This window comes from Rhodococcus sp. RDE2 (genome assembly GCF_020885655.1).
Classification (GTDB): domain Bacteria; phylum Actinomycetota; class Actinomycetes; order Mycobacteriales; family Mycobacteriaceae; genus Rhodococcus; species Rhodococcus pyridinivorans.
This window is the reverse complement of record NZ_AP025186.1, coordinates 2,050,203-2,076,204: the sequence shown is the minus strand read 5'-3', so window position 1 is coordinate 2,076,204 and position 26,002 is coordinate 2,050,203. Positions and strand designations below refer to the sequence as shown.

At 69.6% G+C, this 26,002-nt stretch carries 24 protein-coding genes; 3 read left to right on the top strand and 21 right to left on the bottom strand.

Annotation, left to right across the window (positions count from 1 at the left end; all coding sequences use genetic code 11):
* Window positions 1–42: 42 nt before the first annotated feature.
* Complete coding sequence (locus tag LPH33_RS09630; protein WP_229567920.1) at window positions 43–2,436, bottom strand: Tex family protein; 2,394 nt, start codon at window positions 2,434–2,436, stop codon at window positions 43–45.
* 202 nt (window positions 2,437–2,638) lie between these two features.
* On the opposite strand from LPH33_RS09630, the gene LPH33_RS09625 reads away from it, so the two are divergent.
* Window positions 2,639–3,625: a hypothetical protein gene (locus tag LPH33_RS09625; RefSeq protein WP_229567919.1), complete on the top strand. Its 987-nt coding sequence runs from the start codon at window positions 2,639–2,641 to the stop codon at window positions 3,623–3,625.
* An 18-nt stretch (window positions 3,626–3,643) separates the two neighbouring features.
* Here LPH33_RS09625 and trmD read toward each other — a convergent pair whose 3' ends face one another.
* The 15 genes from trmD to LPH33_RS09550 all read right to left on the bottom strand — a co-directional run bounded on the left by trmD (window position 3,644) and on the right by LPH33_RS09550 (window position 21,098).
* Entirely contained in the window at window positions 3,644–4,351 is a 708-nt protein-coding gene (gene trmD, locus LPH33_RS09620; RefSeq protein ID WP_088897327.1) for a tRNA (guanosine(37)-N1)-methyltransferase TrmD, read from the bottom strand.
* A gap of 3 nt (window positions 4,352–4,354) precedes the next feature.
* Window positions 4,355–4,945 (bottom strand): ribosome maturation factor RimM, encoded by a 591-nt coding sequence (gene rimM / locus LPH33_RS09615; protein ID WP_088897328.1) that lies wholly within the window; start codon window positions 4,943–4,945, stop codon window positions 4,355–4,357.
* Between the two features lie 10 nt (window positions 4,946–4,955).
* A complete protein-coding gene (locus LPH33_RS09610) occupies window positions 4,956–5,198 on the bottom strand; it encodes an RNA-binding protein (protein WP_006550954.1) in 243 nt (80 codons plus the stop codon).
* A complete protein-coding gene (rpsP, locus tag LPH33_RS09605) occupies window positions 5,198–5,644 on the bottom strand; it encodes a 30S ribosomal protein S16 (RefSeq protein ID WP_088897329.1) in 447 nt (148 codons plus the stop codon). Before rpsP ends, LPH33_RS09610 begins: the two co-directional genes overlap by 1 nt.
* Window positions 5,645–5,839: 195 nt before the next feature.
* Window positions 5,840–6,955, bottom strand: coding sequence for an amidohydrolase family protein (locus tag LPH33_RS09600; protein ID WP_088897330.1), 1,116 nt, complete (start codon window positions 6,953–6,955; stop codon window positions 5,840–5,842).
* Window positions 6,956–6,968: 13 nt separating this feature from the next.
* Window positions 6,969–8,537 (bottom strand): signal recognition particle protein, encoded by a 1,569-nt coding sequence (gene ffh, locus LPH33_RS09595; RefSeq protein WP_059381161.1) that lies wholly within the window; start codon window positions 8,535–8,537, stop codon window positions 6,969–6,971.
* A 128-nt stretch (window positions 8,538–8,665) separates the two neighbouring features.
* The gene (locus LPH33_RS09590; RefSeq protein ID WP_160876514.1) at window positions 8,666–11,179 is read right to left on the bottom strand and encodes a [protein-PII] uridylyltransferase; all 2,514 of its coding nucleotides are present in this window, start codon (window positions 11,177–11,179) and stop codon (window positions 8,666–8,668) included.
* Complete coding sequence (locus LPH33_RS09585) at window positions 11,169–11,507, bottom strand: P-II family nitrogen regulator (RefSeq protein WP_016694628.1); 339 nt, start codon at window positions 11,505–11,507, stop codon at window positions 11,169–11,171. Before LPH33_RS09585 ends, LPH33_RS09590 begins: the two co-directional genes overlap by 11 nt.
* 63 nt (window positions 11,508–11,570) lie before the next feature.
* Window positions 11,571–12,875: an ammonium transporter gene (locus LPH33_RS09580; RefSeq protein WP_016694627.1), complete on the bottom strand. Its 1,305-nt coding sequence runs from the start codon at window positions 12,873–12,875 to the stop codon at window positions 11,571–11,573.
* A 221-nt stretch (window positions 12,876–13,096) separates the two neighbouring features.
* Window positions 13,097–14,722 (bottom strand): signal recognition particle-docking protein FtsY, encoded by a 1,626-nt coding sequence (gene ftsY / locus LPH33_RS09575; RefSeq protein WP_229567918.1) that lies wholly within the window; start codon window positions 14,720–14,722, stop codon window positions 13,097–13,099.
* 12 nt (window positions 14,723–14,734) lie between these two features.
* Window positions 14,735–18,361, bottom strand: coding sequence for a chromosome segregation protein SMC (smc, locus tag LPH33_RS09570; RefSeq protein WP_229567917.1), 3,627 nt, complete (start codon window positions 18,359–18,361; stop codon window positions 14,735–14,737).
* Window positions 18,362–18,397: 36 nt separating this feature from the next.
* A complete protein-coding gene (locus LPH33_RS09565; RefSeq protein WP_229567916.1) occupies window positions 18,398–19,312 on the bottom strand; it encodes an SMP-30/gluconolactonase/LRE family protein in 915 nt (304 codons plus the stop codon).
* Window positions 19,313–19,405: 93 nt separating this feature from the next.
* Window positions 19,406–19,693: an acylphosphatase gene (locus LPH33_RS09560; protein ID WP_229567914.1), complete on the bottom strand. Its 288-nt coding sequence runs from the start codon at window positions 19,691–19,693 to the stop codon at window positions 19,406–19,408.
* Window positions 19,694–19,696: 3 nt separating this feature from the next.
* On the bottom strand, window positions 19,697–20,134 hold the full coding sequence (locus LPH33_RS09555; RefSeq protein WP_145691818.1) for an OsmC family protein: 438 nt from the start codon (window positions 20,132–20,134) through the stop codon (window positions 19,697–19,699).
* A complete protein-coding gene (locus tag LPH33_RS09550; RefSeq protein WP_229567913.1) occupies window positions 20,127–21,098 on the bottom strand; it encodes a LysR substrate-binding domain-containing protein in 972 nt (323 codons plus the stop codon). Before LPH33_RS09550 ends, LPH33_RS09555 begins: the two co-directional genes overlap by 8 nt.
* 94 nt (window positions 21,099–21,192) lie before the next feature.
* Here LPH33_RS09550 and pcaH point away from each other — a divergent pair, with 94 nt between their 5' ends.
* Both pcaH and pcaG read left to right on the top strand, forming a co-directional pair.
* The gene (pcaH, locus tag LPH33_RS09545) at window positions 21,193–21,924 is read left to right on the top strand and encodes a protocatechuate 3,4-dioxygenase subunit beta (protein WP_006551212.1); all 732 of its coding nucleotides are present in this window, start codon (window positions 21,193–21,195) and stop codon (window positions 21,922–21,924) included.
* Complete coding sequence (gene pcaG, locus LPH33_RS09540) at window positions 21,921–22,604, top strand: protocatechuate 3,4-dioxygenase subunit alpha (RefSeq protein WP_160876524.1); 684 nt, start codon at window positions 21,921–21,923, stop codon at window positions 22,602–22,604. The genes pcaH and pcaG overlap by 4 nt, the downstream gene beginning before the upstream one ends.
* Before the next feature lie 36 nt (window positions 22,605–22,640).
* Here pcaG and mutM read toward each other — a convergent pair whose 3' ends face one another.
* The 5 genes from mutM to LPH33_RS09515 form a co-directional block, all read right to left on the bottom strand.
* On the bottom strand, window positions 22,641–23,504 hold the full coding sequence (gene mutM / locus LPH33_RS09535) for a bifunctional DNA-formamidopyrimidine glycosylase/DNA-(apurinic or apyrimidinic site) lyase (protein ID WP_160876526.1): 864 nt from the start codon (window positions 23,502–23,504) through the stop codon (window positions 22,641–22,643).
* A gap of 6 nt (window positions 23,505–23,510) precedes the next feature.
* The gene (gene rnc, locus LPH33_RS09530) at window positions 23,511–24,314 is read right to left on the bottom strand and encodes a ribonuclease III (RefSeq protein WP_160876528.1); all 804 of its coding nucleotides are present in this window, start codon (window positions 24,312–24,314) and stop codon (window positions 23,511–23,513) included.
* 11 nt (window positions 24,315–24,325) lie between these two features.
* Window positions 24,326–24,508: a 50S ribosomal protein L32 gene (rpmF, locus tag LPH33_RS09525; RefSeq protein ID WP_006551208.1), complete on the bottom strand. Its 183-nt coding sequence runs from the start codon at window positions 24,506–24,508 to the stop codon at window positions 24,326–24,328.
* A 2-nt stretch (window positions 24,509–24,510) separates the two neighbouring features.
* Window positions 24,511–25,125 carry a YceD family protein gene (locus tag LPH33_RS09520; RefSeq protein ID WP_120282236.1) on the bottom strand — a complete coding sequence of 205 codons (615 nt, stop codon included), beginning with the start codon at window positions 25,123–25,125 and terminating at the stop codon, window positions 24,511–24,513.
* Between the two features lie 101 nt (window positions 25,126–25,226).
* Complete coding sequence (locus LPH33_RS09515; protein ID WP_088897337.1) at window positions 25,227–25,985, bottom strand: DivIVA domain-containing protein; 759 nt, start codon at window positions 25,983–25,985, stop codon at window positions 25,227–25,229.
* Window positions 25,986–26,002 lie beyond the last annotated feature (17 nt).

Genomic DNA, 26,002 nt, shown 5'->3' with positions numbered 1-26,002 from the left:
TCTCATGTCCACAGCATTGCAGGAGTGACCCGGTGATTCGCGTCAGTTGTTGCCGAAACCGGCGCGTCGCAGGGCGTCGGCCATCGATCCGGAGGCGGCCGGCGCCGAACGGCGGTCGCCACCGCGGCCCTGCTGCCCACGATTGCCCTGCTGTCCACGATTGCCCTGAGCGTTGCGACCCCGTCCGCCGCCCTGGTTCCCGCCGCCCTGGTTCCCGCCGCCCTGGCCTCCGGGACGCCGGCCACCTCCGCGCGGCTGACCTCCCGACTTCTCGGCGCCCGGGGTGGGGATCTCGTCGTCGAGTCGCAGCGTCAGACCGATGCGCTGACGCGCGACGTCGACCTCGAGGACCTTCACCTTGACGACCTCCCCGGACCGGACGACGTCGTGCGGATCCTTCACGAAGCTGCGCGACATGGCGGAGACGTGCACAAGGCCGTCCTGGTGCACACCGACGTCGACGAACGCACCGAACGCCGCGACGTTGGTGACCACTCCCTCGAGGACCATGCCGGGCTTCAGGTCGGCGACCTTCTCGACACCGGCGGCGAAGGTCGCGGTCTTGAACTCCGGACGCGGGTCGCGGCCGGGCTTCTCGAGCTCGGAGATGATGTCGGTGACGGTCGGGACACCGAAGCGGTCGTCGGCGAACTCGTCCGCGCGCAGCTTCCGCAGGGTCGCGGTGTTACCGAGCAGTTCGCGGACGCTGCTGCCGGTCCGGTCGACGATCCGCCGCACCACCGGATACGCCTCGGGGTGCACCGCGGACGCGTCGAGCGGGTCGTCGCCGTTGGGGATTCGCAGGAAGCCCGCGCACTGCTCGAAGGCCTTCGGACCGAGTCTCGGGACGTCCTTGAGCGCGGTGCGCGCCCGGAACGGACCGTTCTGGTCGCGGTGGGCGACGATGCTCTCCGCGAGCGAGCCGGTGATACCCGAGACCCGCGACAGCAGCGGAACCGACGCCGTGTTGACATCGACACCGACGGCGTTCACCGCGTCCTCGACGACCGCACCGAGCGACCGCGCGAGCATCGTCTCGGACACGTCGTGCTGGTACTGGCCGACACCGATCGACTTCGGGTCGATCTTGACCAGTTCGGCGAGCGGATCCTGCAGACGACGCGCGATGGAGACCGCACCGCGGATGGACACGTCGAGGTCCGGGAGTTCCTTGGTGGCGTACTCGGATGCCGAGTAGACGGACGCGCCCGCCTCGGACACCACGATCTTCGTCAGCCCGGGCACCTTCGCCAGCGACACGAGATCGGCTGCGAGAGCGTCGGTCTCACGAGACGCCGTGCCGTTGCCGATGGCGATCAGTTCGACACCGTGCCGCGCGACCAGCGCGGCGAGCACCGCGAGGGCCTCGTCGCGCTTGTTGTGCGGCTGATGCGGATAGATGGTGGTGTGGTCGACGACCTTGCCGGTCGCGTCGACGACGGCGACCTTCGTGCCGGTGCGATAGCCGGGGTCGAGGCCCATCGTCGGGCGCGTGCCGGCCGGTGCGGCGAGCAGCAGGTCCTTGAGGTTGGCGGCGAAGACGTCGACCGCATCCTTCTCGGCGGACTGCCGCAGCCGCATCCTGATGTCCAGCGACAGCGACATCTGCAGCTTGGTGCGCCACGCCCACCGCACGGTGTCGAGCAGCCACGTGTCGGCGGGACGTCCCTCGTCGGCGATGCCGAAGCGCGTCGCGATCCGGCCCTCGTAGTAGCTGCGCTCGCCGGGCACCGGCTCGTCGATCTCGGGATCGAACGACAGCGACAGCACCTCCTCCTTCTCGCCGCGCAGGAGGGCGAGGATGCGGTGCGAGGGCAGCTGGGTGAACGGTTCCGAGAACTCGAAGTAGTCGGAGAACTTCGCGCCGTCGTTCTCCTTGCCGGACCGCACGGTGGAGCTCACCTTGCCGCGCGTCCACATCGCCTCGCGGAGCTCGCCGACGAGGTCGGCGTCCTCGGCGAAACGTTCGACGAGGATGGCGCGCGCACCGTCGAGCTGCTCGGAGGTGTACCCGGCAGGATCGGTGGTGGGGTCGCCGATGAGCGCGTCGGCGACGGGTTCGTGACCGGCCTCGCGGGCGATCTGTGCCTTGGTGCGCCGCTTCGGCTTGAACGGCAGGTAGATGTCCTCGAGCCGCGCCTTGGTGTCGGCGAGCATGATCTGTCCGCGCATCGTGTCGTCGAGCTTGCCCTGCGCCTCGATCGATTCGAGGATCGCGACGCGGCGCTCGTCGAGTTCGCGCAGATAGCGGAGGCGTTCCTCGAGGGTGCGCAGCTGGGCATCGTCGAGACCGCCGGTCGCCTCCTTGCGGTAGCGCGCGACGAACGGCACGGTCGCGCCGCCGTCGAGCAGTCCCACGGCCGCGGCCACCTGGTCTTCGCGGACGTCGAGTTCCTGGGCGATCCGCCGGTTCACGGTGTCGAGTTCGGTCGTCACGTCGAACGACCCTACAGTTGCCGACCTCGGCACGCGCCTGTGACCGCGTAGGCGCTCGCGCCTGTGACCCCGTAGGCGCTCGCGCCTGTGACCCCGTAGGCGCTCGCGCCTGTGACCGCGAGCGCTCGCACTCGGGGTCCGTGCAGGCTGTCGGGTGGACCGGCGCTATCGTCCACAGCACAATGGAATGCAGGAACCGGAAATGAAGCACGGGCGCGGACGCGCACGATCGGGCGCGATGATGCTGTGCGTGGCCACCGCACTGGCCGTATCCGGCTGCGATTCGATGGACACCCACCCGCTCCCGCACGAGGCGCTCGGTCTCGCCTCGGTCGCGGACACCGATTCCGACGAGTCGACCGTGACGCTGTCGACGGCCGAACTCCCCCGGCAGATCGACGCGGCCGTCGCACTCGCCTACAGCCGCGGAGCGCGTCTGACCATCGCCGTGCTCGACCGCGAATCAGGGGCCCGCGTGCTCGGCGGCACGGACGAGCCCTTCGAGACCGCCTCGACGGTCAAGCTCTTCATCGCCGAGGAGGTCCTGTACCGCGAGGTGACGGGCGAGGCGACGCTCGCCGACGAGGACCACGAATTGATCCGGTCGATGCTGCGCTCCTCCGACGACAACGCCGCGACGCTGCTGTGGGAGACCTACGGCGGCCCCGGGATCGTCGAGCACGTCGTGGAGCGGCACAACCTGACCGGCACGACTCCCCCGGATCCGGGGTCCTGGTGGTGGAACACGACCACGACGGCGTCGGACCTGCTGACCTGGTACGACGATCTGCTCGGCGACAGCGCATCCGGTGACGAGAGTGCGGCCCGGATCGTCGGCCATCTCGTGGAGTTCACCGACGAGGGCGTCGACGGATACGACCAGCGTTTCGGGCTTCCCGAGGGGCTCGGAGACTCCACGGAGCTGGGTGTGAAGCAGGGGTGGATGTGCTGCCTGGCCGGTGAATGGCTGCACCTGTCCACCGGGTTCTTCGGCGACGACCACCGGTACGTGGTCGTGGTCGCGGCACGGGAGACCGTCACCTACGACGAGTCGGATCCCTTCTACGACACCGGTTTCCTGCCCGACACGGCGATGTACGACGCAACGGACGACGGCAGCGCACAGCACGCGCGCGAGACCGTCACGCTGGCGGTCGAGACGACGCTCGGAAGCGCGCACCGCCCCTGAGGGCCGTCCGGCCCGGCGTCAGTCGTCGGACGGAAGCAGATCGGGTCGTCGTTCGCGGGTGCGTTCGAGCGACTGCTCGTGGCGCCAGCGAGCGACCTTCCCGTGGTCGCCGGACAACAGCACCGGCGGCACCTCGAGGTCGCGCCACACCGCCGGCCGGGTGTAGCTCGGCCCTTCGAGCAGTCCGTCGGAGAACGAATCCTCCTGGTGCGACTGCTGATTGCCGAGCACTCCGGGCAGCAGCCGGACGACGGCCTCGACCATGACGAGAACGGCGACCTCCCCACCGATGAGGACGTAGTCGCCGATGCTCACCTCCTCGACGCGCACGCGACGCGCGGCATCGTCGAAGACGCGCTGGTCGATACCTTCGTAGCGGCCGCACGCAAAGACGATCCGCTTCTCCTTCGACCAGCGTTGCGCGGTGGCCTGATCGAAGCGGCGACCGGCGGGCGTCGGGACGACGAGCAGCACGTCGGGATCGGTCCCACCGTCGGGTCCGGCGAGCACGTCGTCGAGCGCCGGTCCCCACACGGTGGGTTTCATGACCATGCCAGGGCCGCCCCCGTAGGGCGCGTCGTCGACGGCCTTGTGCACGTCGTGCGTCCAGTCGCGCAGGTTGTGCACACCGACGGAGATGAGCCCCTTGTCGATCGCCTTGCCGAGCAGAGCGACGCGCAGGGGTTCGAGATATTCGGGGAAGATGGTGACGACGTCGAGCCGCACGGACTACTGCTTCCCCTCGGTCGACTTCTTCTTCTTGGACGGCGGTTCCCCGAAATCGGGGTCGAGGAGCCCGTCGGGCGGATCGATCTCGATCACGCCGTCCCGGACCGACACCGTCGGCACGATCTCGGTGACGAACGGGACGAGCAGCTCCCCGCGTTCCTGGCCGGCCGGCCGGATCGACAGCAGTTCGCCGGCGGCCGTGTGCAGGACCTCGCGGACGGTGCCGACCTCGGTTCCACCGTCGGGACGCCCGGCGACGATCCGCACCGTCAACCCTTCGAGTTCGTGGTCGTAGAACTCGTCCGGGTCGTCGGAGGGCGGAAGGTCGGCGCTGTCGACGACGAACAGCACCCCGCGCAGTGCGTCGGCGGCGTCGCGACCGTCGATGCCCTGCAGGCGCAGCAGAAGCCGCCCGGAGTGTTCCCGGGCGGCTTCCACTGTGTACTCGTGCAGGTGCTTGTCGCGAGGCTTACGGCCACGCAGGACCGCGCCGACAGCGAAGCGCTCCTCGGGTTCGTCGGTGCGAACCTCGACGACGACTTCGCCTCGGATGCCGTGCGACTTGGCCACACGGCCCACGACGAGCTCCATCGACGCTCGCCTAGCGGTCGGTGTCGACGACGTCGACACGGATACCCCGGCCACCGATTCCGGTGACGAGGGTCCGCAGCGCGGTCGCGGTGCGACCGCCGCGGCCGATGACCTTGCCGAGGTCGTCGGGGTTGACGTGCACCTCGACGGTGCGGCCCCGACGACCCGCGATCAGGTCGACGCGGACGTCGTCGGGATGGGCGACGATTCCACGAACGAGATGCTCGACGGCATCGGCGACCACGGCGCTCATTACTCGGCGGCCTCGGTGGACTCGGCCTCGGTGGACGCCTCGGCGGACTCTTCCTTGGCAGCCTTCTTCTTCTTGGGCGTGACGGCCTCGGCAGCCGGCTCGTTCTCGGCCTGCGCGAGGGCGGCCTGGAACAGCTCGAGCTTGGACGGCTTCGGCTCCGCCTTCTTCAGCGTGCCCTCGGCGCCCGGCAGGCCCTTGAACTTCTGCCAGTCACCGGTGATCTTGAAGAGGTTGAGGACCGGCTCGGTCGGCTGGGCGCCGACGTTCAGCCAGTACTGCGCACGCTCCGAGTCGATCTCGATCAGCGAAGGCTCTTCCTTCGGGTGGTACTTGCCGATGGTCTCGATGGCCCGGCCGTTGCGGCGGGTGCGCGAGTCCGCGACGACGACGCGGTACTGCGGGTTGCGGATCTTGCCGAGACGGGTGAGCTTGATCTTGACAGCCACTGCTGTGTTCTCCTTCGGGGTGCGCCGAGGCGCGTGTCACGTGCAATTCGGACGACGCGCCCTTCTGGCACGCCCGGTTTTGCCTCTAGCCTGTGACCGCCGCGCGGTACGTAACCGGATGCGACGACAGCGAACCATTCTGCCAGACGCGTGAGCCAGGACGAAACCGGCACCCGGTGACCCCACGCACCCTCTCTACAGGCGCGCGGGACTGCCCGAGACCACCCGGCCGCGGAGAACCACGAGATCGGGACGGGCCGCCGCCGGGTCGCTGCGCGGATCCTCCCGGTACACGACGAAATCCGCCGACGTCCCCGGCTCGAGACTCGGGTGCCCGAGCCACGCGCGGGCCTTCCAGCTCGCCGCGGCATACGCCTCGGTGGGGTCGAGACCCACGCGCACGAGCGACGCGATCTCGTCGGCGATGCGCCCGTGCTGCACCTGACCACCGGCATCGGTGCCCGCGTAGATCGGGATGCCGGCCTCGTGGGCGGCGCCGATGGTCTCGTCGAGGCGCGCGTACAGGGCGCGCATGTGCGCTGCGTACACCGGGAATCGCGTCGCCGAATCAGCGATGTCCGGGAAGTTCTCGATGTTGACCAGTGTCGGCACGAGCGCGGTGCCGTGAGCGGCCATCGTCGCGATGGTCTCGTCGGTCAGGCCCGTGCCGTGTTCGATGCAGTCGATCCCCGCCGCGAGCAGTCCGGGCAGGGCGTCCTCACCGAAGACGTGCGCCGTCACCCGCGCGCCCTCGCGGTGGGCCGCGGCGATCGCCTCGACGAGGATCTCGTCGCTCCACAGCGGAGCGAGGTCGCCGACCTCACGGTCGATCCAGTCGCCGATGAGCTTGACCCAGCCGTCGCCGGCCCGGGCCTGACGGGCCACTTCGTCGGGCAGCTGCGACTCGTCCTCGAGGTCGACGGGCAGCCCGCGGATGTAGCGCTTGGGCAGCGCGATGTGCCGGCCGGCCCGGATGATCCGGGGCAGGTCCGCCCGCTGGTCGAGGGCCCGGGTGTCGACGGGCGACCCGGCATCGCGGAGCAGCAGGACACCCGCATCGCGTTCGGTGACGGCCTGCGCGAGCAGACCCTCCTCGTCCTCCGCTCCCCCGCCGAACCGGATACCGACGTGGCAGTGCGCGTCGACGAGACCCGGCAGGATCCAGCCGTCGGCGCAGAGCACCTCGGCGTCGCGGCCGGGCTCGTCCGTGAACGCTCCGTCGGCCCCGACGAACAGCTCGACGGGTTCGCCGTCGGCCAACGACCGGCCCCGCACGACGAAGGAACGCGCATCACCCTCGGTCACGGTCATCCCCCGGCCCGGCTCAGTTCTTGGGGAACTTCAGCTTCGACAGGTCGAAGTTCTCGAGACCCGGAGGAAGCTCGTCGAGGCCCTTCGGCATCTTCGACAGGTCGGGCATCCCGGCGGGCATGCCACCCGGGAGACCGGGGAAGCCGCCGGGCATACCGCCCCGCACCTTCGGCGGCGTCGGTCCGCGACCGCCCTTCTTCCCCTTCTTGCCCTTCTTGCGCTGGTTCTTGCGTGCGCCCGGCATGCCCATCTGGCCGGCCATCGCCGTCATCATCTTCCGGGCCTCGAAGAACCGGTCGACGAGCTGGTTGACGTCGGAGACCTTCACACCGGAACCGTTGGCGATGCGCAGTCGCCGCGAGCCGTTGATGATCTTCGGGTTGGCGCGCTCCTCCGGCGTCATGCCGCGGATGATCGCCTGGATGCGGTCGAGCTGCTTCTCGTCGACGTTGGCGAGGGCGTCCTTCATCTGCCCGGCTCCGGGCAGCATGCCCAGGAGATTGGCGATGGGGCCCATCTTCCGCACGGCCATCATCTGCTCGAGGAAGTCCTCGAGGGTGAGCTCGCCGGAACCGATCTTGCTGGCGGTGGCCTCGGCCTGCTCGGCGTCGAAGACCTGCTCGGCCTGCTCGATGAGGGTGAGCACGTCGCCCATGCCGAGGATGCGGCTGGCCATGCGCTCGGGGTGGAAGACGTCGAAGTCCTCGAGCTTCTCACCGGTGGAGGCGAACATGATCGGCTGGCCGGTGAGCTCGCGGACGCTGAGCGCGGCACCACCGCGGGCGTCGCCGTCGAGCTTGGTGAGCACCACGCCGGTGAAGCCGACACCCTCGCGGAACGCCTCGGCGGTGCTCACAGCGTCCTGACCGATCATCGCGTCGAGGACGAACAGCACCTCGTCGGGCTGCACGGCGTCGCGGATGCCCGCGGCCTGCGCCATGAGTTCCTGGTCGATACCGAGGCGACCGGCGGTGTCGACGATGACCACGTCGTACTGCTTGTTGCGCGCCTCGGCGATGCCCTGCTCGGCCACGGCGATCGGGTCGGCGGCGGTGACTCCGAGTTCGTTCTCGCCTCCGCCGATGGAGGTGCCGGGATGGGGCGCGAAGACCGACACGCCGGCACGCTCACCGACCACCTGCAGCTGGGTCACAGCGCCGGGGCGCTGGAGGTCGCAGGCGACCAGCATCGGGGTGTGCCCCTGCGCCTTGAGCCACTTCGCGAGCTTGCCCGCGAGTGTGGTCTTACCGGCACCCTGCAGACCGGCGAGCATGATGACCGTCGGCGGGGTCTTCGCGAACTGCAGACGACGGGTCTCACCGCCGAGGATCCCGACGAGTTCCTCGTTGACGATCTTGACGACCTGCTGGGCCGGGTTGAGCGCGCCGTGCACCTCGGCACCCTTGGCGCGCACCTTGATCTTCTTGATGAACTCGCGCACCACGGGCAGCGCGACGTCGGCCTCGAGCAGGGCGAGGCGGATCTCACGGCAGGTCGCGTCGATGTCCGCGTCGGACAGCCGCCCCTTGCCGCGCAGGTCCTTCAGGACCCCTGTCAACCTGTCGGAAAGGGATTCGAACACCGAATGCGCTCCTGAGCTCTGACGAAGATGCGGACAATGCTGCGAACCAGGGTAACCGCTCCCGATCCGTCGCGACCGCGGGTGGCCACGCCACAGGGCGGGCCACCCGCGCGGTCACGATCCGTCGGTCACGATCTGTCGGCGGGCGCGGGCGGCTCGGGAGCAGGCAGGACCGACAGCAGTTCCTTCTCGAGATGTTCCCGAGAGACACGGGTGTGCGCACCGGCGAGATCGACGCAGAACGAGTCGATCACCGTCGAACCCAAGGTGCTCACCCGCGCCCACCGCACGTCGGCTCCGACACGCTCGAAGACGTCCGCGAGACGGCACAGCAGACCGATCCGGTCCTCCGACCGGATCTCGAGCACGACCTGGTCCGATTCGGACCCTTCGAACCAGATGATCCGCGGCGGCGCGAGAGCGGCGCTGACTGGAACCGCCCGGGCCGTTCGCTCGGGAAGCCGGCTTTCGCGTTCGGCGCGGTCCTTGGCCTCGAGGGCACCGAGGAGGTCGAGATCGCCGGAGCGAGCCCGCACGAGTTCCTGCCGGAGCAGGGCCGCTTCGGGCGGTGAGCCGAATCTCGGAGCCACGACGAAGCTGTTGACCGTGCTGCCGGCGTGGCTGCCGATCGAGGCCGACAGCACCCGCAGACCGTGCAGCGAGAGCACACCGGCCTCGTCGGAGAGCACGCCCCGCTCGTCGGGCGCGACGAAGGTCGCGGTGAAGCTGCGGCCGTCCTCGCGCGGGTCGAGCGCGACGTGCAGGGCACCGTCCTCGGCGAGGTTCGCGAGGACGGGATCGATCGGATCCGGCGCCGGGAGCTCGTCGCCCGCCATCATCATGCGGCAGCGGCGTACGAGTTCCCGGATCAGCGACGCCTTCCAATCCCCCCAGACTCCTGGGCCGGTGGCCTGCGAATCCGCTTCGGCCAACGCGTGGAGCAGGTCGAGCAGCACCGGATCGCCGTCGAGGGCGTCGACGACCGCGGCCACGGTCTCCGGATCGTCGAGGTCGCGGCGGGTCGCGGTGTGCGGCAGGAGCAGGTGGTGCCGCACCATCGAGGTGAGCAGCGCCAGATCCGAGGGCCACAGGCCCATCCGCCGCCCGATCTGCAGGGCCAGTTCGGCACCGACCACGCTGTGGTCGCCGCCGCGTCCCTTGCCGATGTCGTGCAGCAACGCGCCGAGGACGAGCAGGTCCGGCCGGGCGACCCGCGTCGTCAGTTCGCTCGCGTAGACGGCGGTCTCGACGAGGTGCCTGTCCACGGTCCACGTGTGCACGGCGTCGCGGGGCGGCAGGTCGCGCACCGCACCCCATTCGGGGAGCAACCGCCCCCACAGTCCGGTGCGGTCCAGCGACTCGATGACGTCGACCGCGCGACGTCCCGAGCCGAGCAACACCAGGAAGTCGTCAAGGGCTTCGCGAGGCCAGGGTTCGCGCAGTTCCGGTGCGTGATCGGCGAGCCGGGTGAGCGTGGCCGCCGAGACCGGCAGTCCGGCCTGCGCGGCGGCCGCCGCGACCCGCGTGATCAGGCCCGGATCGCGACGCGGATGCGCGTCGCGCGCGAGGGCCACCTCTCCCCCGTGCTCGACGACCCCTTCGTCGAGGGGACGCCGCACCGGTCCGCGGCGCAGCCGCGACAGGCCCTTGCGCGGCAGCGAATTGGCCGCGGTGCGCAGGCCGACGTCGACGGAGTAGCTGATCGTGCGGGCCGATTCGGTGAGCACCCGTGCGAGATCGAAACGGTCGCCGATCCGCAGCGCCGCGGCGATCTCGTCGGCGTCCTGGGCGCGCAGCTGGTCGCGGGAGCGGCCGGCGACGCGGTGCAGCTCGGTGCGTACGTCGAGCAGTCGCCGGTGGGCGGCCGCGAGGCCTCCGCCCGGGACGTCGGGTCCGAGTCCCGGCATGCCGTCGGTGAGCTGCGCAACGGACAGGACATTGAGCAACTGCACGTCCCGCAACCCGCCGCGACCGCTCTTGAGGTCGGGTTCGGCCCGGTGGGCGATCTGCCCGCTGCGCTGCCATCGCACCTCGGTCATCTCGATGAGTTCGTCGAAGCGGGACCGGATGCCGGTGCGCCACTGACGTCGCACACCGCCGATGAGCAGATTGCTCAGCTGGGCGTCGCCCGCGATGTGCCGGGCCTCGAGCATTCCCAGTGCGGCTGTCAGATCGGAGGAGAACACCTGGAGGGCCTGGGGCACCGTCCGGACACTGTGGTCGAGCTTGATGTGCGCGTCCCACAGCGGGTACCAGAGCTCGTCGGCGACCTTCGACACGACGGACGGCGCCATGTCGTCGTGGAGGAGGATGAGATCGAGATCGGAGTACGGGAGCATCTCGCGGCGTCCGAGACCCCCGACGGCGACGATGGCGAAGCCTCCCTCGCGCTTGATGCCGAGTTCGGAGCCCTTCGTCGTCAACCAGAATTCGTGCAGGTCCACGAGGGCGTGACGCAGGGCCACGGTGTCGAGGCGGCGGCTGCGGGGGCCGCCGGAGAGCAGGGTGTCGCGGGCTGCCGCGAGATCGGCGGCGCCCGCCGGTGCGGTTGTGCGGGCCGAGGACACCGAAGGCCCCGACCCCGCTGCCGAAGCAGCGGGATCAGGGCCTCGAGTGCCGGACCCCTGGGGGTCAGAGCGCATCCGAACCTCGTTCTCCGGTGCGGACCCGGACCACCGCTTCCACGGGCGTGACCCACACCTTGCCGTCGCCGATCTTCCCGGTACGGGAGGCCTCGACGATGGTCTCGACGACCTTGTCGACAGCGGAGTCGTCGACGACGACCTCGACGCGGACCTTCGGCACGAAGTCGACGGAGTACTCCGCTCCGCGGTAGACCTCGGTGTGGCCCTTCTGGCGGCCGTAGCCCTGCACCTCGCTGACTGTCATTCCGAGCACACCGGCCTGCTCCAGGCCTGCCTTGACGTCCTCGAGCGTGAACGGCTTGATGATCGCCGTGATCAGCTTCATATCCTCATCCTTCCCAGAGCCCGCTGGCCGCTGTCATCCCTGCTCGCTGTCGTGGTCTTCTTATCACTTGAGAGCCGGCGCGAAGTCGTATGCGGATTCCGCATGTTCGGCTTCGTCGATACCGCGGGCCTCTTCCTCGTCGCTCACACGCCAGCCCATGGGCTTGAGTGCGAAGGCGATCACTGCGGTGACGACTGCGGTGAACACCAGGGCGACGACTGCGATGACGATCTGGATGACGAGCTGCTTGTAATCGCCACCGTAGAACAATCCGGTCTCGGTGCCGAGGAAGCCGATGGCGACCGTGCCCCACAGGCCCGACACGAGGTGGACACCCACGACGTCGAGCGAGTCGTCGTAACCGAACTTGTACTTCAGACCCACGGCGAGGGCGGACAGGATGCCGGCGATGACGCCGAGGGCGATCGATCCGACCGGGCTCAGCGAGCCGGCAGCGGGGGTGATGGCGACCAGGCCGGCGACGGCACCGGACGCGGCACCGAGGCTGGTGGCCTTGCCGTCACGGATGCGCTCGGTGACGAGCCAGCCGAGGATGGCGGCAGCGGTGGCGGTGGTGGTGTTGACCCAGGCCAGACCTGCGAGACCGTCGGCCGCGAAAGCGGAACCGGCGTTGAAGCCGAACCATCCGAACCACAGCAGTGCAGCGCCGAGCATGACGAACGGCAGGTTGTGCGGGCGGAAGGCGGTGCGACCGAAGCCGGCGCGCTTGCCGATGACGACGGCCAGGACGAGAGCGGCGATACCGGCGTTGATGTGGACGACCGTGCCACCGGCGAAGTCGATCGGGGCGACCGAGGCGACCGTCTCACCGTCGACGTCGACGGTGCCGAACAGTGCGGCAGCGATGCTGTCCTCGGAACCCGACAGCAGGCCACCACCCCACACCATGTGGGCGAGCGGGAAGTAGGCGCACGTGACCCAGATGGCCGCGAACGCCATCCACGTACCGAACTTGACGCGCTCGGCCAGCGCACCGCTGATCAGGGCGGTGGTAATGATCGCGAAGGTCACCTGGAAACCGATGTCGATGATCTGCGGGTAGTCACCGAGACCGGGGAGGAAGCCACCCTCGTCATCGTAGATGGCGCCCTGCAGACCGAACTGTTCGAACGGGTTCGCGAAGATACCGAGGACGTTCTCCGTGCCGTAGGACATCGACCAGCCCCACAGGACGTAGATCACCGCGATGATCGCCATGGAGCCGAACGACATCATCATCATGTTGAGCACGGACTTGGAGCGGGACATCCCGCCGTAGAAGAACGCCAGGCCCGGGGTCATCAGAAGCACGAGCGACGCTGCTATCAGCATCCACGCTGCGTCGCCGGTGTTCACCACTTCCTCCACTTGCAACCTCCCTGTAGGCCGCGCCGATCGGCGCGTTGTCGAGGGAAAGCTTGCTGCCCGGATGTTTCCGTGGAGGCGCCGTGCTGTTTCGTGGGCGTGAACGCAGGAACCGACCTTGTTTCATCCTTGTTTCACACTTTTCGGACACCGTATTTCCACCGACGGAACCGGCCGCTGCCCGCACGAGCGGACAGCGGCCGGAGCGACGGACGCGGTGTGGATCAGCCCAGCAGAGCGTCCACAAAGGCTTCCGGTTCGAAGGGGGCGAGATCGTCCGCTCCCTCACCGAGACCCACCAGCTTCACCGGGACGCCGAGTTCGTGCTGCACCTGGAAGACGATGCCGCCCTTGGCGGTTCCGTCGAGCTTGGTGAGCACCACACCGGTGATGTCGACGACCTCGGCGAACACACGGGCCTGCATCAGGCCGTTCTGACCGATCGTCGCGTCGAGGACGAGCAGCACCTCGTCGACGGCGGCCTTCTTCTCCACGACGCGCTTGACCTTGCCGAGCTCGTCCATCAGGCCGGTCTTGGTGTGCAGGCGGCCGGCGGTGTCGACGAGGACCGCGTCGACGCCGTTGTCGATGCCCCTCGCGACGGCATCGAACGCCACCGCGGCGGGATCGGCTGCCTCCTTGCCGCGGACGACCTCGGCACCGACGCGTTCGGCCCAGGTCTGCAGCTGGTCGGCGGCCGCGGCACGGAAGGTATCGGCGGCACCGAGCAGCACCCGGCGTCCGTCCGCGACGAGCACGCGGGCGAGTTTGCCGGTCGTCGTGGTCTTGCCGGTGCCGTTGACACCGACGACGAGCAGCACGGCGGGATGGTCCTCGTGCGGGAGGGCCCGGATGGAGCGGTCGAGCTCGGGGCGGAGCTCGTCGACGAGCACGCTGCGCAGCACGGCGCGGGCGTCGGCCTCGCTGCGCACGTTGTTCACGACCATCTCCTCACGCAGACGGTCGACGATCTTGGTGGTCGTCGCGGCGCCGAGGTCGGCGACGAGCAGCGTGTCCTCGATCTCCTCCCAGGAGTCCTCGTCGAGGTCGCCGCCACCGAGCAGACCGAGCAGGCTCTTGCCGACCGCCGACTGCGAGCGGGCCAGACGGCCGCGCAGGCGGACGAGGCGACCCGCGGTGGGTTCGATCTCCTCGATCGGGGCTGCCGGAGGAACAGCGGCCGGTCCGGCCGGTTCGACGATTTCCGGTTCGACGACCTCGGGTTCGGCGACGGTCTCCGTCACCGGGGCGGGCTCGACCTCGGGCTCCGGCGCCGGTGCGACCTCCGGTTCCGGTGTCGGTTCGGGGGCGACCTCCGGCTCGACGGGCTCGGGAGCGGGACGCTCCGGCTCCGGGGCGACCTCGGGCTCGACCGGCTCGGGTTCGGCCGGCTTCGGTTCGGCCGGCTTGGGTTCTGCAGGCTTGGGTTCTGCAGGCTTGGGTTCTGCAGGCTTGGGCTCGGCCTTCGGCTCGGGCTTCGGTTCCACCTTCGGCGCAGGCGCCGGTTCCGCCTTCGGCTCCGCGGGTGCGCTCGGCGGAGCTTCGGTGATCTCCTCCGGAAGCGGCACCGTGCGGGGCGCGGGCTCCGGCTTCGCCGCAGGCTTCGGTGCCGGTTTCGGCGCAGGCCGGGGGGCCGGCGCCGGTGGCGCGGCCGTGCCCTGCGAGAAACTGAATCCGCTCTGCGCCTTGTAACCGCCCGAGCGGTCCTTGGTCTCGGCGGAATCGAGCTGCGGGGTCTCGGGCGCCTTCAGCGACACCTGCCGCCGCCGGTAGAGGGTCAGACCGACGACGAGCGCGACGAGAACGACCGCCAGCGCGGCGGCGATGACTATCCAGGCTCCGGTACTCACGCACCCATACTGTCAGGCCTGGAGCTCTTCCTCCGGTTCGGGGACCGGTGTCGCGATCTCGCGTCCGCGCAGTCGCTGCGAGATGACCCGGGTGATGCCGTCGCCCCGCATGCTCACGCCGTACAGCGCGTCGGCGACCTCCATCGTCGGCTTCTGGTGCGTGATGACGATGAGTTGGGACTTCTCGCGCAGCTGCTCGAACAGCCCGATCAACCGTCGCAGGTTGGTGTCGTCGAGCGCGGCCTCGACCTCGTCCATCACGTAGAAGGGTGAGGGGCGGGCCCGGAAGATCGCGACCAGCATCGCCACCGCGGTCAGGGACTTCTCGCCGCCCGACAGCAGCGACAGGCGCTTGACCTTCTTGCCCGGCGGGCGGGCCTCGACCTCGATTCCGGTGGTGAGCATGTCGCTCGGGTCGGTGAGCACGAGCCGTCCCTCACCGCCGGGGAACAGCTTCGCGAAGACCTGTTCGAACTCGCGCTCGACGTCGGCGTAGGCCTCGGTGAACACCTGCAGGATTCGCGCGTCGACCTCCTCGACAACGGCGAGCAGGTCCTTGCGGGCGCTCTTGACGTCCTCGAGCTGGGTCGACAGGAAGTTGTAGCGCTCCTCGAGGGCCGCGAACTCCTCCAGCGCGAGCGGGTTGACGCGCCCGAGCGTCGCGAGATCCTTCTCCGCGCGCTTGGCCCGCCGCTCCTGGGTGGCCCGGTCGTAGGGCATCGGTTGCGGAGCGACCACCTGTTCGCCGCGCTCGCGTGCCTGCTCGTACTCGGCCATCTCCAGCGGCGTGGGCGGCAGCGGCACGTCGGGGCCGTACTCGGCGACGAGGTCGTCGAGGGCGATGCCGTGCTGCTCGAGGATGGTCTGTTCGAGCTGTTCGATCCGGAGCGAGGCCTGCGCCCGGGCCACTTCGTCGCGATGCACTGCGTCGGTGAGCTGGTCGCGCTGCGCGGACAGTTCGCGGACGAGTTCGCGGGCCCGTTCGAGCTGTTCGGCGCACTCGGCGCGGCGCCGGTTCAGTTCGTCGCGCTGGGCGAGTGCCGTCGCCACGGCTACGTCGAGTTGTTCGGCGAGTCGCTGTCCTGATTCCGCCACCGCCGCGGCGACGGCCGCCGCCTGACGACGCGCGATCCGGGCACGTTCGGCACGAGCACGTGCCTCGCGCTCGGCCTGCGCGGCGCGGCGGAGCGAATCCGCTTTGCCCCGAAGCGCTTCGGCGCGTTCCTCGGCCGTGCGTGCCGCGAGTCGCGCCTCGACCTCGACGGCCCGGACCTCGGCGAGGGCGGCCGCGGCCATCTCCCGCTCGGCGGCGGTGTGATCGGTGCCGGCACCGTCGCTGCTCCCGGCCGAGTCGTCCTCGGCCAGGCGCAGTCGCTCCTCGAGTTCGACCAGCTTCTCCCGCGCCGCGTCGCGTTCCTTCTCGGCCTCGGTGCGCTGGGACGCGAGCCGTCCGGATTCGGCGTGGGCGGTGCGTGCCGCCTGGCCGAGCCGGCCGAGCTGTTCGTAGACGGCAGACATCGCCGCATCGGACTCGTTGAGGGCGGCGAGGGTCTGTTCGACGTGTTCGGCGCGTTCGGCCTGTTCCGCGAGTGCGCCCGCGAGGGCTGCGGCCAGTTCCTCGGAGCGGCGTTCGGCCTGTTCGAGACCGGCACGGGAGGTGTCGATCGCCGCCTGGATCTCGAGGGTGCTCGGGGCGCGGTGCGAGCCGCCGACCACCCAGCCCGCGCCGGCGAGGTCTCCTCCGCGCGTCACGGCGCGCAGGTCGGGCCGGGCAGCGCTGACCCCGAGGGCGGTGGGCAGGTCGTCGACCACGACGGTGCGGGCCAGCAGGCCGTCGACGCCTCCGCGCAGGTCGGCGGGACACTCGACGACCTCGCGGAGCCACCGGGCACCGGTCGGCAGGTCGCCGGTGTCGGTGGGGCCGGTTGCGCCGGGCAGGACGAACGCCACCCGGCCCTGGTCGGCGTCGGCGAGCGCTGCGACCGCCGAGATCGCGGCGTCGGCCGACTCCACCTCGAGGGCATCGGCTGCGGCACCGAAGGCGGCTGCGACGGCGGCCTCGTATCCCGGGGACACCCGGAGGCGGTCGGCGAGGCGCCCGACGAGTCCGTCGCCGGACCGCGTGTCGATCAGCCAGGCCGCGCCGTCGGTACGTTCGAGGCCCATCGACAGGGCCTCGATGCGGGCGCCGAGGGAGGCGACCTCCTTGCCCGCGGCGCGTTCTGCCTCCTGCAGTTCGGCGACCCGCTCGTCGGCGAGCCGCTGCGCTTCGAGCGCTCGTTCGTGCTGCGCGTCGGCATCGATCTCACCGGCGTCGAGATCGTCGATGCGTGCCTGAGCGGTCTCGAACTCGGCCTGTGCGGCAACGCCACGGAGGCGGGCCTCCTCGATGGCGACGGTCAGGCGCGCGATCTCCGCGTCGATCGACTCGGCGCGGGTGCGCATCGTCTCGACCTGGCCGGCGAGACGCGCGAGGCCCTCGCGCCGGTCGGCGACGGCACGCACCGCGGCCAGATGCGCGCGTTCGGCGGCCGCTGCGGCCTCCTCCTGCGCGGCGAGCTGCTCACGTGCCGCTTCGAGCGCGCCGTGCGCGATCTCGACGGCCTCGATCAGTTCCGCTTCCTCCGCGGCGATCCGGTCGGCGCGGGCCTCCATCTCGTCGGGATCCTGACCGGAACGGTCCTCGGGTTCGGCGTGCAGGTGGCGGGCGCGTTCCTGCGCGACCCGCACGGTCGCCGAGACACGCTCGGCGAGGGCGGACAGGCGGAACCACGTCTGCGACGCCGCTTCGGCACCCGGTGTGAGCTGCGCGAGGGCCTGTTCGTGGCGGGCGAGTTCGGCGTTCGCGTCGTCGAAGGCCGTGAGCACGGTGTCGAGTCGCTCCCGGACCATCTTTTCCTGCTCGTCGTGCCCGGCGAGTTCGGCGCGGCGCGTGACGAGGTCGTCGGCGGCCAGACGCAACCGCGCGTCGCGCAGGTCGGCCTGGATGGTCTGGGCACGACGCGCGACCTCGGCCTGCCGGCCGAGCGGTTTGAGCTGGCGTCGCAGTTCGGCGGTGAGGTCGGTGAGGCGGGCGAGGTTGGCCTGCATCGAGTCGAGCTTGCGCAGCGCCTTTTCCTTGCGCTTGCGGTGCTTGAGGACGCCGGCGGCCTCCTCGATGAAGGCGCGCCGGTCCTCCGGGCGGGATTCGAGGATCGCAGCGAGGCGGCCCTGGCCGACGATGACGTGCATCTCGCGGCCGATACCGGAGTCGGACAGCAGTTCCTGCACGTCCATGAGACGGCAGGAACTGCCGTTGATCTCGTACTCGCCGGCGCCGTCGCGGAACATGCGGCGGGTGACGGAGACCTCGGAGTACTCGATGGGCAGCGCGCCGTCGGAGTTGTCGATGGTGAGCGTGACCTCGGCGCGTCCGAGCGGCGGGCGACCGGCGGTTCCGGCGAAGATGACGTCCTGCATCTTGCCGCCGCGCAGGGCCTTGGCGCCCTGCTCCCCCATCACCCAGGTGAGTGCGTCGACGACGTTCGACTTGCCGGACCCGTTGGGGCCGACCACACAGGTGATGCCCGGTTCGAAACGCAGAGTCGTCGACGAGGCGAAGGACTTGAAGCCCTTCAACGTCAGACTCTTGAGGTACATGGGTGAGAACTCTACCGGCGGGTTGTGACCGCTTTCCTAGGCCGGGTGCACCGCGCGCACCGTCCCGTCGAAACCGGTCGTGTACAGGACGTTCGGGTCCCAGCCCGGTCCCGAACCGAAGGCGAGCGAGGACATCAGCGGGATGCCCTCGGCGATGCGGCAGCCGTGCCCGGTCGCCGGATCGACCCGCAGGACCGCGCCGGCGAGGTTGAGTGCGATGTACAGCGCTCCGTCGGGGCCGATCGTGAGGTCGTCGGGCATCGAGAGCAGGCCCGGCCCGGGCAGGTCGATGCTGCGCACGGGTCCTTCGAGGTCGCGTGCGTCGAGGATGTGGAGCCGGTTGACGTTCTCGAAGGTCGTCACGGTGTACACCGTGTCGCCGTCGACGGCGATGCCGTTGACGGATCCGAGATCGGTACGGACGACACGGACGTCGCCACCGCCCGCGGGCACGAGAGTGAGTCCGACCTCGCCGAGATCGCGCGAGGCGAGCATCGAGCCGTCCGAGAGTCGGCCGAGGCCGTTGGGCATGACCAGCCCGGTGCCGTGGGTGCCGCGTTCACCCGTGTCGAGGTCGAGCGTGTCGATCGTGCCGTCGGCGGTCCCGGCCAGCCCCGAGACGGTCGTGTTGCCCACGTTCAGGTACGCGGTTGGACCGTCGACGACGATGCCGCCCGGACCGGACACCTCGGGCAGCACGGTGGTGATGCTGCCGTCGGGAGCGATCCGGCGCAGCGCTCCGGGGCCGACGAAGGAGGTGTCCGAGACGAGCAGACCGCCTCGCTCGTCGAACGCCAGATTCTCGAGGACACCGAGTCCGGACGCGACCGTCGTGACCGTCCGCGGCGCGCAGGCAGCCGGATCGGCCGCCGCCGGTGCTGCACCCAGAGGTGTCACTGCCACAGCGGCGACTGCTGCCGCCACCATCGTCGAACGTGCACGCCTGCCCATGCGTCTCCCCCTTGCCGACCGCGACCGGCACCACCCGGCCGCATCCACCCGATCGCGGCAGGATACCAAGCCGAACGGACAAACAGGACGAAGTCAGCGTTCGACGAAACCGGTGAGGTCGCCGCGCGCGGGATCCCACGATTCGACGACGAGCCGCACCCCACCGGGAGTGTCGCCGGATTTCAGCCACGCGAGGAGCTGTTCGAGTGCGGGACGGGGGCCTTCGGCGACGACCATCACGCGACCGTCGGGGTGATTCGTCGCGTGCCCGACGAGACCGAGTTCGAGTGCGCGGGCACGCGTGAACCAGCGGAAACCGACCCCCTGGACGCGGCCGTGCACCCACGCCGTGAGCCGTTCGACGTCTGCGGGGGCGTTCATCGATCAGTCCTCGGCGGTGATCGTCAGCGAGACCTTGGTGCCCGCCTTGAGGGTGCGGCCCACCGTGCATACCTTGTCGACGGAGCGTTCGACGAGGGCGATGAGCCGGTCCCGCGCAGCAGCGTCGAGCTCCGACAGGTCGAGGACCATCTCCTCCTCGAGGTGCGGGTAGACCTCGTTCTCGCGGTCGGCGGCACCGGAGACACGGATCGTCGCGTCGTAGTCGTCGCCGAGCCGGCGGGACAGCGGGAAGTCCGAGGCCATGCCGGAGCACGCGGCGAGCGCGATCTTGAGCAGCTCGCCCGGGGTGAAGACGCCCTCGACGCTCTCCGAGCCGATGAGTACCTCGGCGCCGCGGGAGCTGCGTCCGGTGTAGCGGCGCGTGCCGGTGCGCTCGACCCACAGCTCGGTGGCGGGAAGGTCGGAAGTCTGGTCAGCCATGGGGGAAATCCTGCCATGTCCCGTCGACGGGGATGTCGCGGAGGATGGTCACGAAGTCCTCGACCGCGGCGGACGACGCGTCGGCACTGCGTCGCAGCACTCCGACCGGTTCGACGGTGCCCGCGGTGGGCACGTCCAGGCGCCGGACCACCCCGTCGGCGAGGTCGTCGCGGGCCGCACGCTCGGTGGTGATCCACACGGCGTCGCTGCGCCGGACCACCCCGCGTGCCACGGCGAGGTCGAGTGTCTCGATGAGCCCGACCGGCAATCGCAGGCCGTGACGCTCGAACAACGCCTCGGTCGCGTGGCGCGGCACGGTGCCACTGGTCGCGACCACCAGGGGGTGTTCGAGTGCGTCGGCGACGGAGACGGAACGCCCGGCGAGAGGATGGCCGGGGCGGACGACGAGGATCAGCGTCTCGGCGTACAGGAGCTCGAACGACAGCCCGACCATCCGGGACGGTTCGGCCATGCGTCCGAGGACGACGTCGAGGGCGCCGGCGGCGAGCGCCGACAACAGGACGGCATTGGGATCGGTGCGGATCCGGATGTCCAGATCAGCGCGCACGCGGCGCAGCTCCACCAGAGCTTCGGGGAGCACGGACCCGGCCACGGTGGGCAGGGCCCCGATCCGCAGCGGCTCGCGGGCGGGTTCGGCCGCTCCCGCCAGTGCGGCCACTGCTGCGTCCAGTGAGGTGGTGACGTCCTGCGCGTATCGCAGGAAGCGGTGACCTGCCGCTGTGAGGCGCGCGCCGTGCCGGCCGCGGTCGAGGAGCTTCGCTCCGGCGAGCACCTCGAGCTCGTTCAGGGTCTTCGTGACGGCCGGCTGACTCAGTTGCAACAGATCGGCGGCCCGCCCGACCTGACCCTCGCGCGCGACGGTGACGAAACATCTCAGGTGCCGGAGGCGGATTCTTCGCGCCTGCTCCGGGACGGACGAGGACGGACCGAACTCGGATTGCATCACTGGAAGTTATGAATCAACTGCTCTTTTGTCAATTTACATGAGTTTTTCTTCGCCATATGGTTGTGCTCACAGCTCAGAGATCGGAGATCGCATGTCCACCGGCGAATACGTCGAGCGCGACCACACGCTGCACCCACCCGCGCTCACCCCCGGCTACCGCACGTCGGTGCTGCGCGCACCGCGGAACGCGCTCATCACGCCGAAGCCGACCCTGTCGGAGATCACCGGCCCCGTCTTCCGCAGCGACGAACTCGGCGCCCTCGACAACGACCTGATCCTGAACTTCTCCAAGGACGGCCTACCGATCGGTGAGCGCATCATCGTCCACGGCTTCGTCAAGGACGAGTTCGGCAATCCGGTCGAGGGCGCACTCGTCGAGGTGTGGCAGGCCAACGCCGGTGGCCGGTACCGCCACAAGAAGGACACCTATCTCGCTCCCATCGATCCGAACTTCGGCGGTTGCGGGCGGATGCTCACGGACGCGAACGGCTACTACCAGTTCCGGACGATCAAGCCCGGCGCATATCCGTGGGGCAACAGCCGCAACGCCTGGCGCCCGGCCCACATCCACGTGTCGATCCTCGGCCGCGGGTGGGCGCAGCGCCTGATCACCCAGCTGTACTTCGAGGGCGACCCGCTCATCGAGAAGTGCCCGATCGCGCGGACGATCCCCACCGTGGACCAGCTCCGCAGCCTGATCGCCCAGGAGGATCCCGCCTCCAACGCGCCGTTCGACGCCCGCGCCTACCGCTGGGACATCACCCTGCGCGGTCGCCGCGCCACCTTCTTCGAGAACACCGACCTCCCGGGAGCCCCGCGATGAGCCTGCCCACCGACCCCTACCGGCCCGTGCCCCCGCTGCTCCCCCGCGCGATGGTCACGCGTTTCCCGGAGACGCCCTCGCAGACCGGCGGCCCGTACGTCCACATCGGGCTGGCGCCGCAGCAGGCCGGCTTCGACATCTTCGACAACAACTTCGGCAACGTCCTCGTCACCGATGAGACCGAGGGCGAGCGGATCGTGTTGGAGGGCCGCGTCATCGACGGCACCGGCACCCCGGTGCGCGATGCCCTGCTCGAGAGCTGGCAGGCGAACGCGCACGGCCGGTACGCCCATCCGGACGACGCGCAGGACAAGGACCTCGACCCCAACTTCCGCGGCTGGGGACGCACCGGCGGCGATTTCGAGACCGGTGTGTTCACGATCGAGACGATCAAGCCCGGAGCCGTCACCAACCCCGACGGCTCCGTCTCGGCACCCCACATCCTGCTGGTGATCTTCGCGCGCGGCATCAACCTCGGCCTGCACACGCGGGTCTACTTCGAGGACGAGGCCGAACTCAACGCCGCGGATCCCGTCCTGAAGGGCATCGAATGGGAGGTGCGGCGCAACACGCTGATCGCGTCGCGGTCCGAGCGCGACGGACGCACCGTCTACACGATCGACATCCGACTGCAGGACACCCCGGACGGCGGCGCCGAGACGGTCTTCTTCGACATCTGACGAGAACCGTTGCGAACGGCCCGGTCTGCGCGTGCGCTACCGGGCCGTTCGCGGTCGTGGCTGACACTTCGGGCAGCTGTACGACGAGCGGTTCATGAACTTCTCGCGACGGATCGGCGCGCCGCAGCGTCGGCACGGCTCGTTCTCGCGCCCGTAGACGTTCAGGGAGCGCTCGAAATAGCCGGACTCCCCGTTGACGTTGACGTACAGGGCGTCGAACGACGTACCACCCTGGCCGAGAGCCTCCGCCATCACCTCGGTGGCGGCGTCGAGAGCCGACCGGAGCTTCGGACGCGACAGCGCGTCGGTCGGCCGGTTGCCGTGAATCCTTGCGCGCCACAGCGCTTCGTCGGCGTAGATGTTGCCGATACCGGAGACGACGGTCTGGTCGAGCAGCGCACGCTTGAGCTCGGTGTGCTTGGTGCGCAGCACGGCCACGACCGCGTCCGGGTCGAACCGGGGATCCATCGGGTCGCGGGCGATGTGCGCGACCGGCAGCGGCAGACGATCACCGTCCACCTCCACGAGCGGGGCCAGGGCCCAGCCTCCGAAGGTGCGCTGATCGACGAAGCGCAGATCGGCGCCGTTGTCGAGGACTGCGCGGATACGCAGATGCTTCTCGTCCGGCACGGTCGGAGGCTGCACGAGCATCTGCCCGCTCATCCCCAGATGCACCACGAGCGCCAGATCGGCCGGTTCGAGCACGAGCCACATGTACTTGCCGCGACGCTCGACCGAGGCGACCTTCTGACCGGTCACCTGCAGTGCGAGATCGCGCGGACCGGGCTCGTGCCGGCGGACGGCACGCGGATGCAGCACCTGCACCGAGTCCACCGTCGCGCCGACGACGTGCGCGTCGAGTCCGCGACGGACCACCTCGACTTCGGGAAGTTCGGGCACCTGCGGTCAGTTGCCCTCGGTGGGCGTGTCGGTGGATCCGGACTGCTCATCGGAAGTGCCGGCATCACCGGCTGCGGCAGCAGTGCCCTCGGTCAGCGCGTTCCACGCAGCCGACGCGGCCTTCTGCTCGGCTTCCTTCTTGGTACGTCCGACACCGGTGCCGTAGGGATTGCCACCGATGAGGGCGGTGGCGGTGAATTCCTTGTCGTGATCCGGACCGGTGGCGGTGATCTCGTAGGCCGGAACACCGAGACCGCGTTCGGCGGTGAGTTCCTGCAGACTCGTCTTCCAGTCCAGACCGGCACCGAGACGGGGGCCGCGTTCGAGCAGCGCGGCGAACAGGCGCAGAACCACTTCGCGCGCGACATCGATGCCGTGGGCGAGGTGGACGGCACCGAGGAGCGATTCCATGCCGTCGGCCAGGATGCTGGCCTTGTCGCGTCCGCCCGTCAGCTCCTCGCCCTTGCCGAGCAGGAGGTGCACTCCGAGCCCACCTTCTCCGAGGCCGCGCGCCACCTCGGCGAGCGCGTGCATGTTGACGACGCTCGCGCGGATCTTGGCGAGTTCGCCCTCGGACTTGTCCGGGTGGGTGAGGTAGAGCTTTTCGGTCACCGCGAGCCCGAGGACGGCATCGCCGAGGAACTCGAGACGTTCGTTGGTGGGCAACCCGCCGTTCTCGTAGGCGTACGAGCGGTGGGTGAGCGCCAAGGACAGCAGTTCTGCGTCCAGAGGCACGCCGAGGGCGGCGAGGAGAGACTCGTGGCTCTCTTCGCCGCCCTCGGTAGCTGTTTCGGAGGACTTGCTCGTCACGTGAATACCGATTAGACGGGCGCGGTCACCTGACGGCCGTTGTAGGTGCCGCACGACGGGCACGCCACGTGGGGCAGCTTCTTCTCTCCGCAACCCCGGTTCGGGCAGGTGACGAGCGTCGGCGCAGTGGTGTTCCACTGGCTGCGCCGCGACCGGGTGTTGGAACGCGACATTCTGCGCTTGGGGACGGCCACGTCTACTTCTCCTCGTTGTTCGAGCTGTCGATTTGACTGCTGGGTTCTTCGGAGCCCGCGCCGAACTTGGCTGCCAACCCAGCCCAGCGAGGATCCATTGTCTCATGACGGTGCCCGGATTCCGCAATCGCCAGGCGAATGCCGCATTCGGGGCACAATCCCGCACAGTCGTCACTACACAACGGCTGCAGCGGAAGTTCCAGGCCCACCGCGTTCACGAGGACCGGTTCGAGATCGATGAGATCGTTCTCGACGCGGTACACCTCGTCGTCCTCGGTGGTCTGCTCCGTGACGCTGTTCGGGTAGGCGAACAGCTCGGTGAGGTACACGTCCACCGGCTCGGTGAACGACTCGAGGCACCGAGAGCACTCACCGACGGCGTCGGCACGAACACTACCGGTGACCAGGACGCCCTCGGACACCGACTCCAGGCGGAGATCGAGATCGATCTCGGAGCCTTCCTCGATCGCGATCAGATCGAGCCCGATGCGCGAGGGTGACGGCACCTTCCGCTCGACCGTACGCATCGAACCGGGCCGACGGCCCAGGGAGAGCGTGTCGAACACCAGCCCGGAGTCCCGGCCGGAACGGGACGTGCTGGAATCACGGGTGGACACGGGGAACTCACCTTCTTCGGACGACGCAGGACACGACTCGGTCGTGATAGGGCAACCGCTCCATGATACGCGATGGGCGGCAGGAGCGAAAATCCCGCGGGTCAGCGGCGACGGCTCGCCCGGTGATCGGCCTCCGCGAAGTCGGGAGCACCCGACAGCCGCAACTGCTGCCGGCCGCGGCCGACGGACCGCAGCGTGGTGCCGAGCAGTTCCTCGAACTCCGACAGCTTGCCGTCGATGTACTCGTCGCACTCGGTCCGGAGACGGTCGGACTCGGCGTGGGCCGAATCGATGACTCGCGCCGACTCGGCGTGTGCGGCCTGCACGACCTCGGTCTGCGACACCAGGCGCGCCTTCTCGGCCTCGCCCTCGGCCACGGAACGCTCGTAGGACGCCTGCCCGGACTCGACCAGACGGTCGGCCTCGACGCGGGCACGCCCGGTCACGCTCTCGTACTGCTTGTTGCCCTCGGCGACGAGATCGTCGGCCTCGGCCTGCGCATCGCGCACCAGTTCCTCGGCGTGGGCGCGGGCCTCCTTGACCATCCGGTCCGCCTGGGCCTTCGCGTCCGCGAGCATGCGGTCGGCGTCGGCGCGCGCGTCCTCGAGGAGGGTGCGTGCCTCCTCGTCGGCGTCCCCGACCGTCTTGTCGGCCTGGGCCCGCGCGTCGTTGATCAGCTTGTCACGGTGATCGAGGACGTCCTGCGCGTCGTCGAGTTCGGGCGGCAGCGCATCGCGCACGTCGTCGAGCAGTTCGAGGACATCGCCGCGCGGTACCACGCAGCTCGCCGTCATCGGAACGCTACGTGCCTCTTCGACGATTGCGACCAGCTCGTCGAGTGCCTCGAATACCCGGTACACGCCCAACCCCAATCACT

Coding starts and splice junctions, on each gene's coding strand:
- LPH33_RS09625 (WP_229567919.1), top strand. CDS start 2,639: ATGAAGCACGGGCGCGGACGCGCACGATCGGGCGCGATGATGCTGTGC.
- rimM (WP_088897328.1), bottom strand. CDS start 4,945: ATGGAGCTCGTCGTGGGCCGTGTGGCCAAGTCGCACGGCATCCGAGGC.
- LPH33_RS09610 (WP_006550954.1), bottom strand. CDS start 5,198: ATGAGCGCCGTGGTCGCCGATGCCGTCGAGCATCTCGTTCGTGGAATC.
- LPH33_RS09600 (WP_088897330.1), bottom strand. CDS start 6,955: ATGACCGTGACCGAGGGTGATGCGCGTTCCTTCGTCGTGCGGGGCCGG.
- LPH33_RS09590 (WP_160876514.1), bottom strand. CDS start 11,179: ATGCGCTCTGACCCCCAGGGGTCCGGCACTCGAGGCCCTGATCCCGCT.
- LPH33_RS09585 (WP_016694628.1), bottom strand. CDS start 11,507: ATGAAGCTGATCACGGCGATCATCAAGCCGTTCACGCTCGAGGACGTC.
- smc (WP_229567917.1), bottom strand. CDS start 18,361: ATGTACCTCAAGAGTCTGACGTTGAAGGGCTTCAAGTCCTTCGCCTCG.
- LPH33_RS09565 (WP_229567916.1), bottom strand. CDS start 19,312: ATGGGCAGGCGTGCACGTTCGACGATGGTGGCGGCAGCAGTCGCCGCT.
- LPH33_RS09560 (WP_229567914.1), bottom strand. CDS start 19,693: ATGAACGCCCCCGCAGACGTCGAACGGCTCACGGCGTGGGTGCACGGC.
- LPH33_RS09555 (WP_145691818.1), bottom strand. CDS start 20,134: ATGGCTGACCAGACTTCCGACCTTCCCGCCACCGAGCTGTGGGTCGAG.
- LPH33_RS09550 (WP_229567913.1), bottom strand. CDS start 21,098: ATGCAATCCGAGTTCGGTCCGTCCTCGTCCGTCCCGGAGCAGGCGCGA.
- pcaH (WP_006551212.1), top strand. CDS start 21,193: ATGTCCACCGGCGAATACGTCGAGCGCGACCACACGCTGCACCCACCC.
- pcaG (WP_160876524.1), top strand. CDS start 21,921: ATGAGCCTGCCCACCGACCCCTACCGGCCCGTGCCCCCGCTGCTCCCC.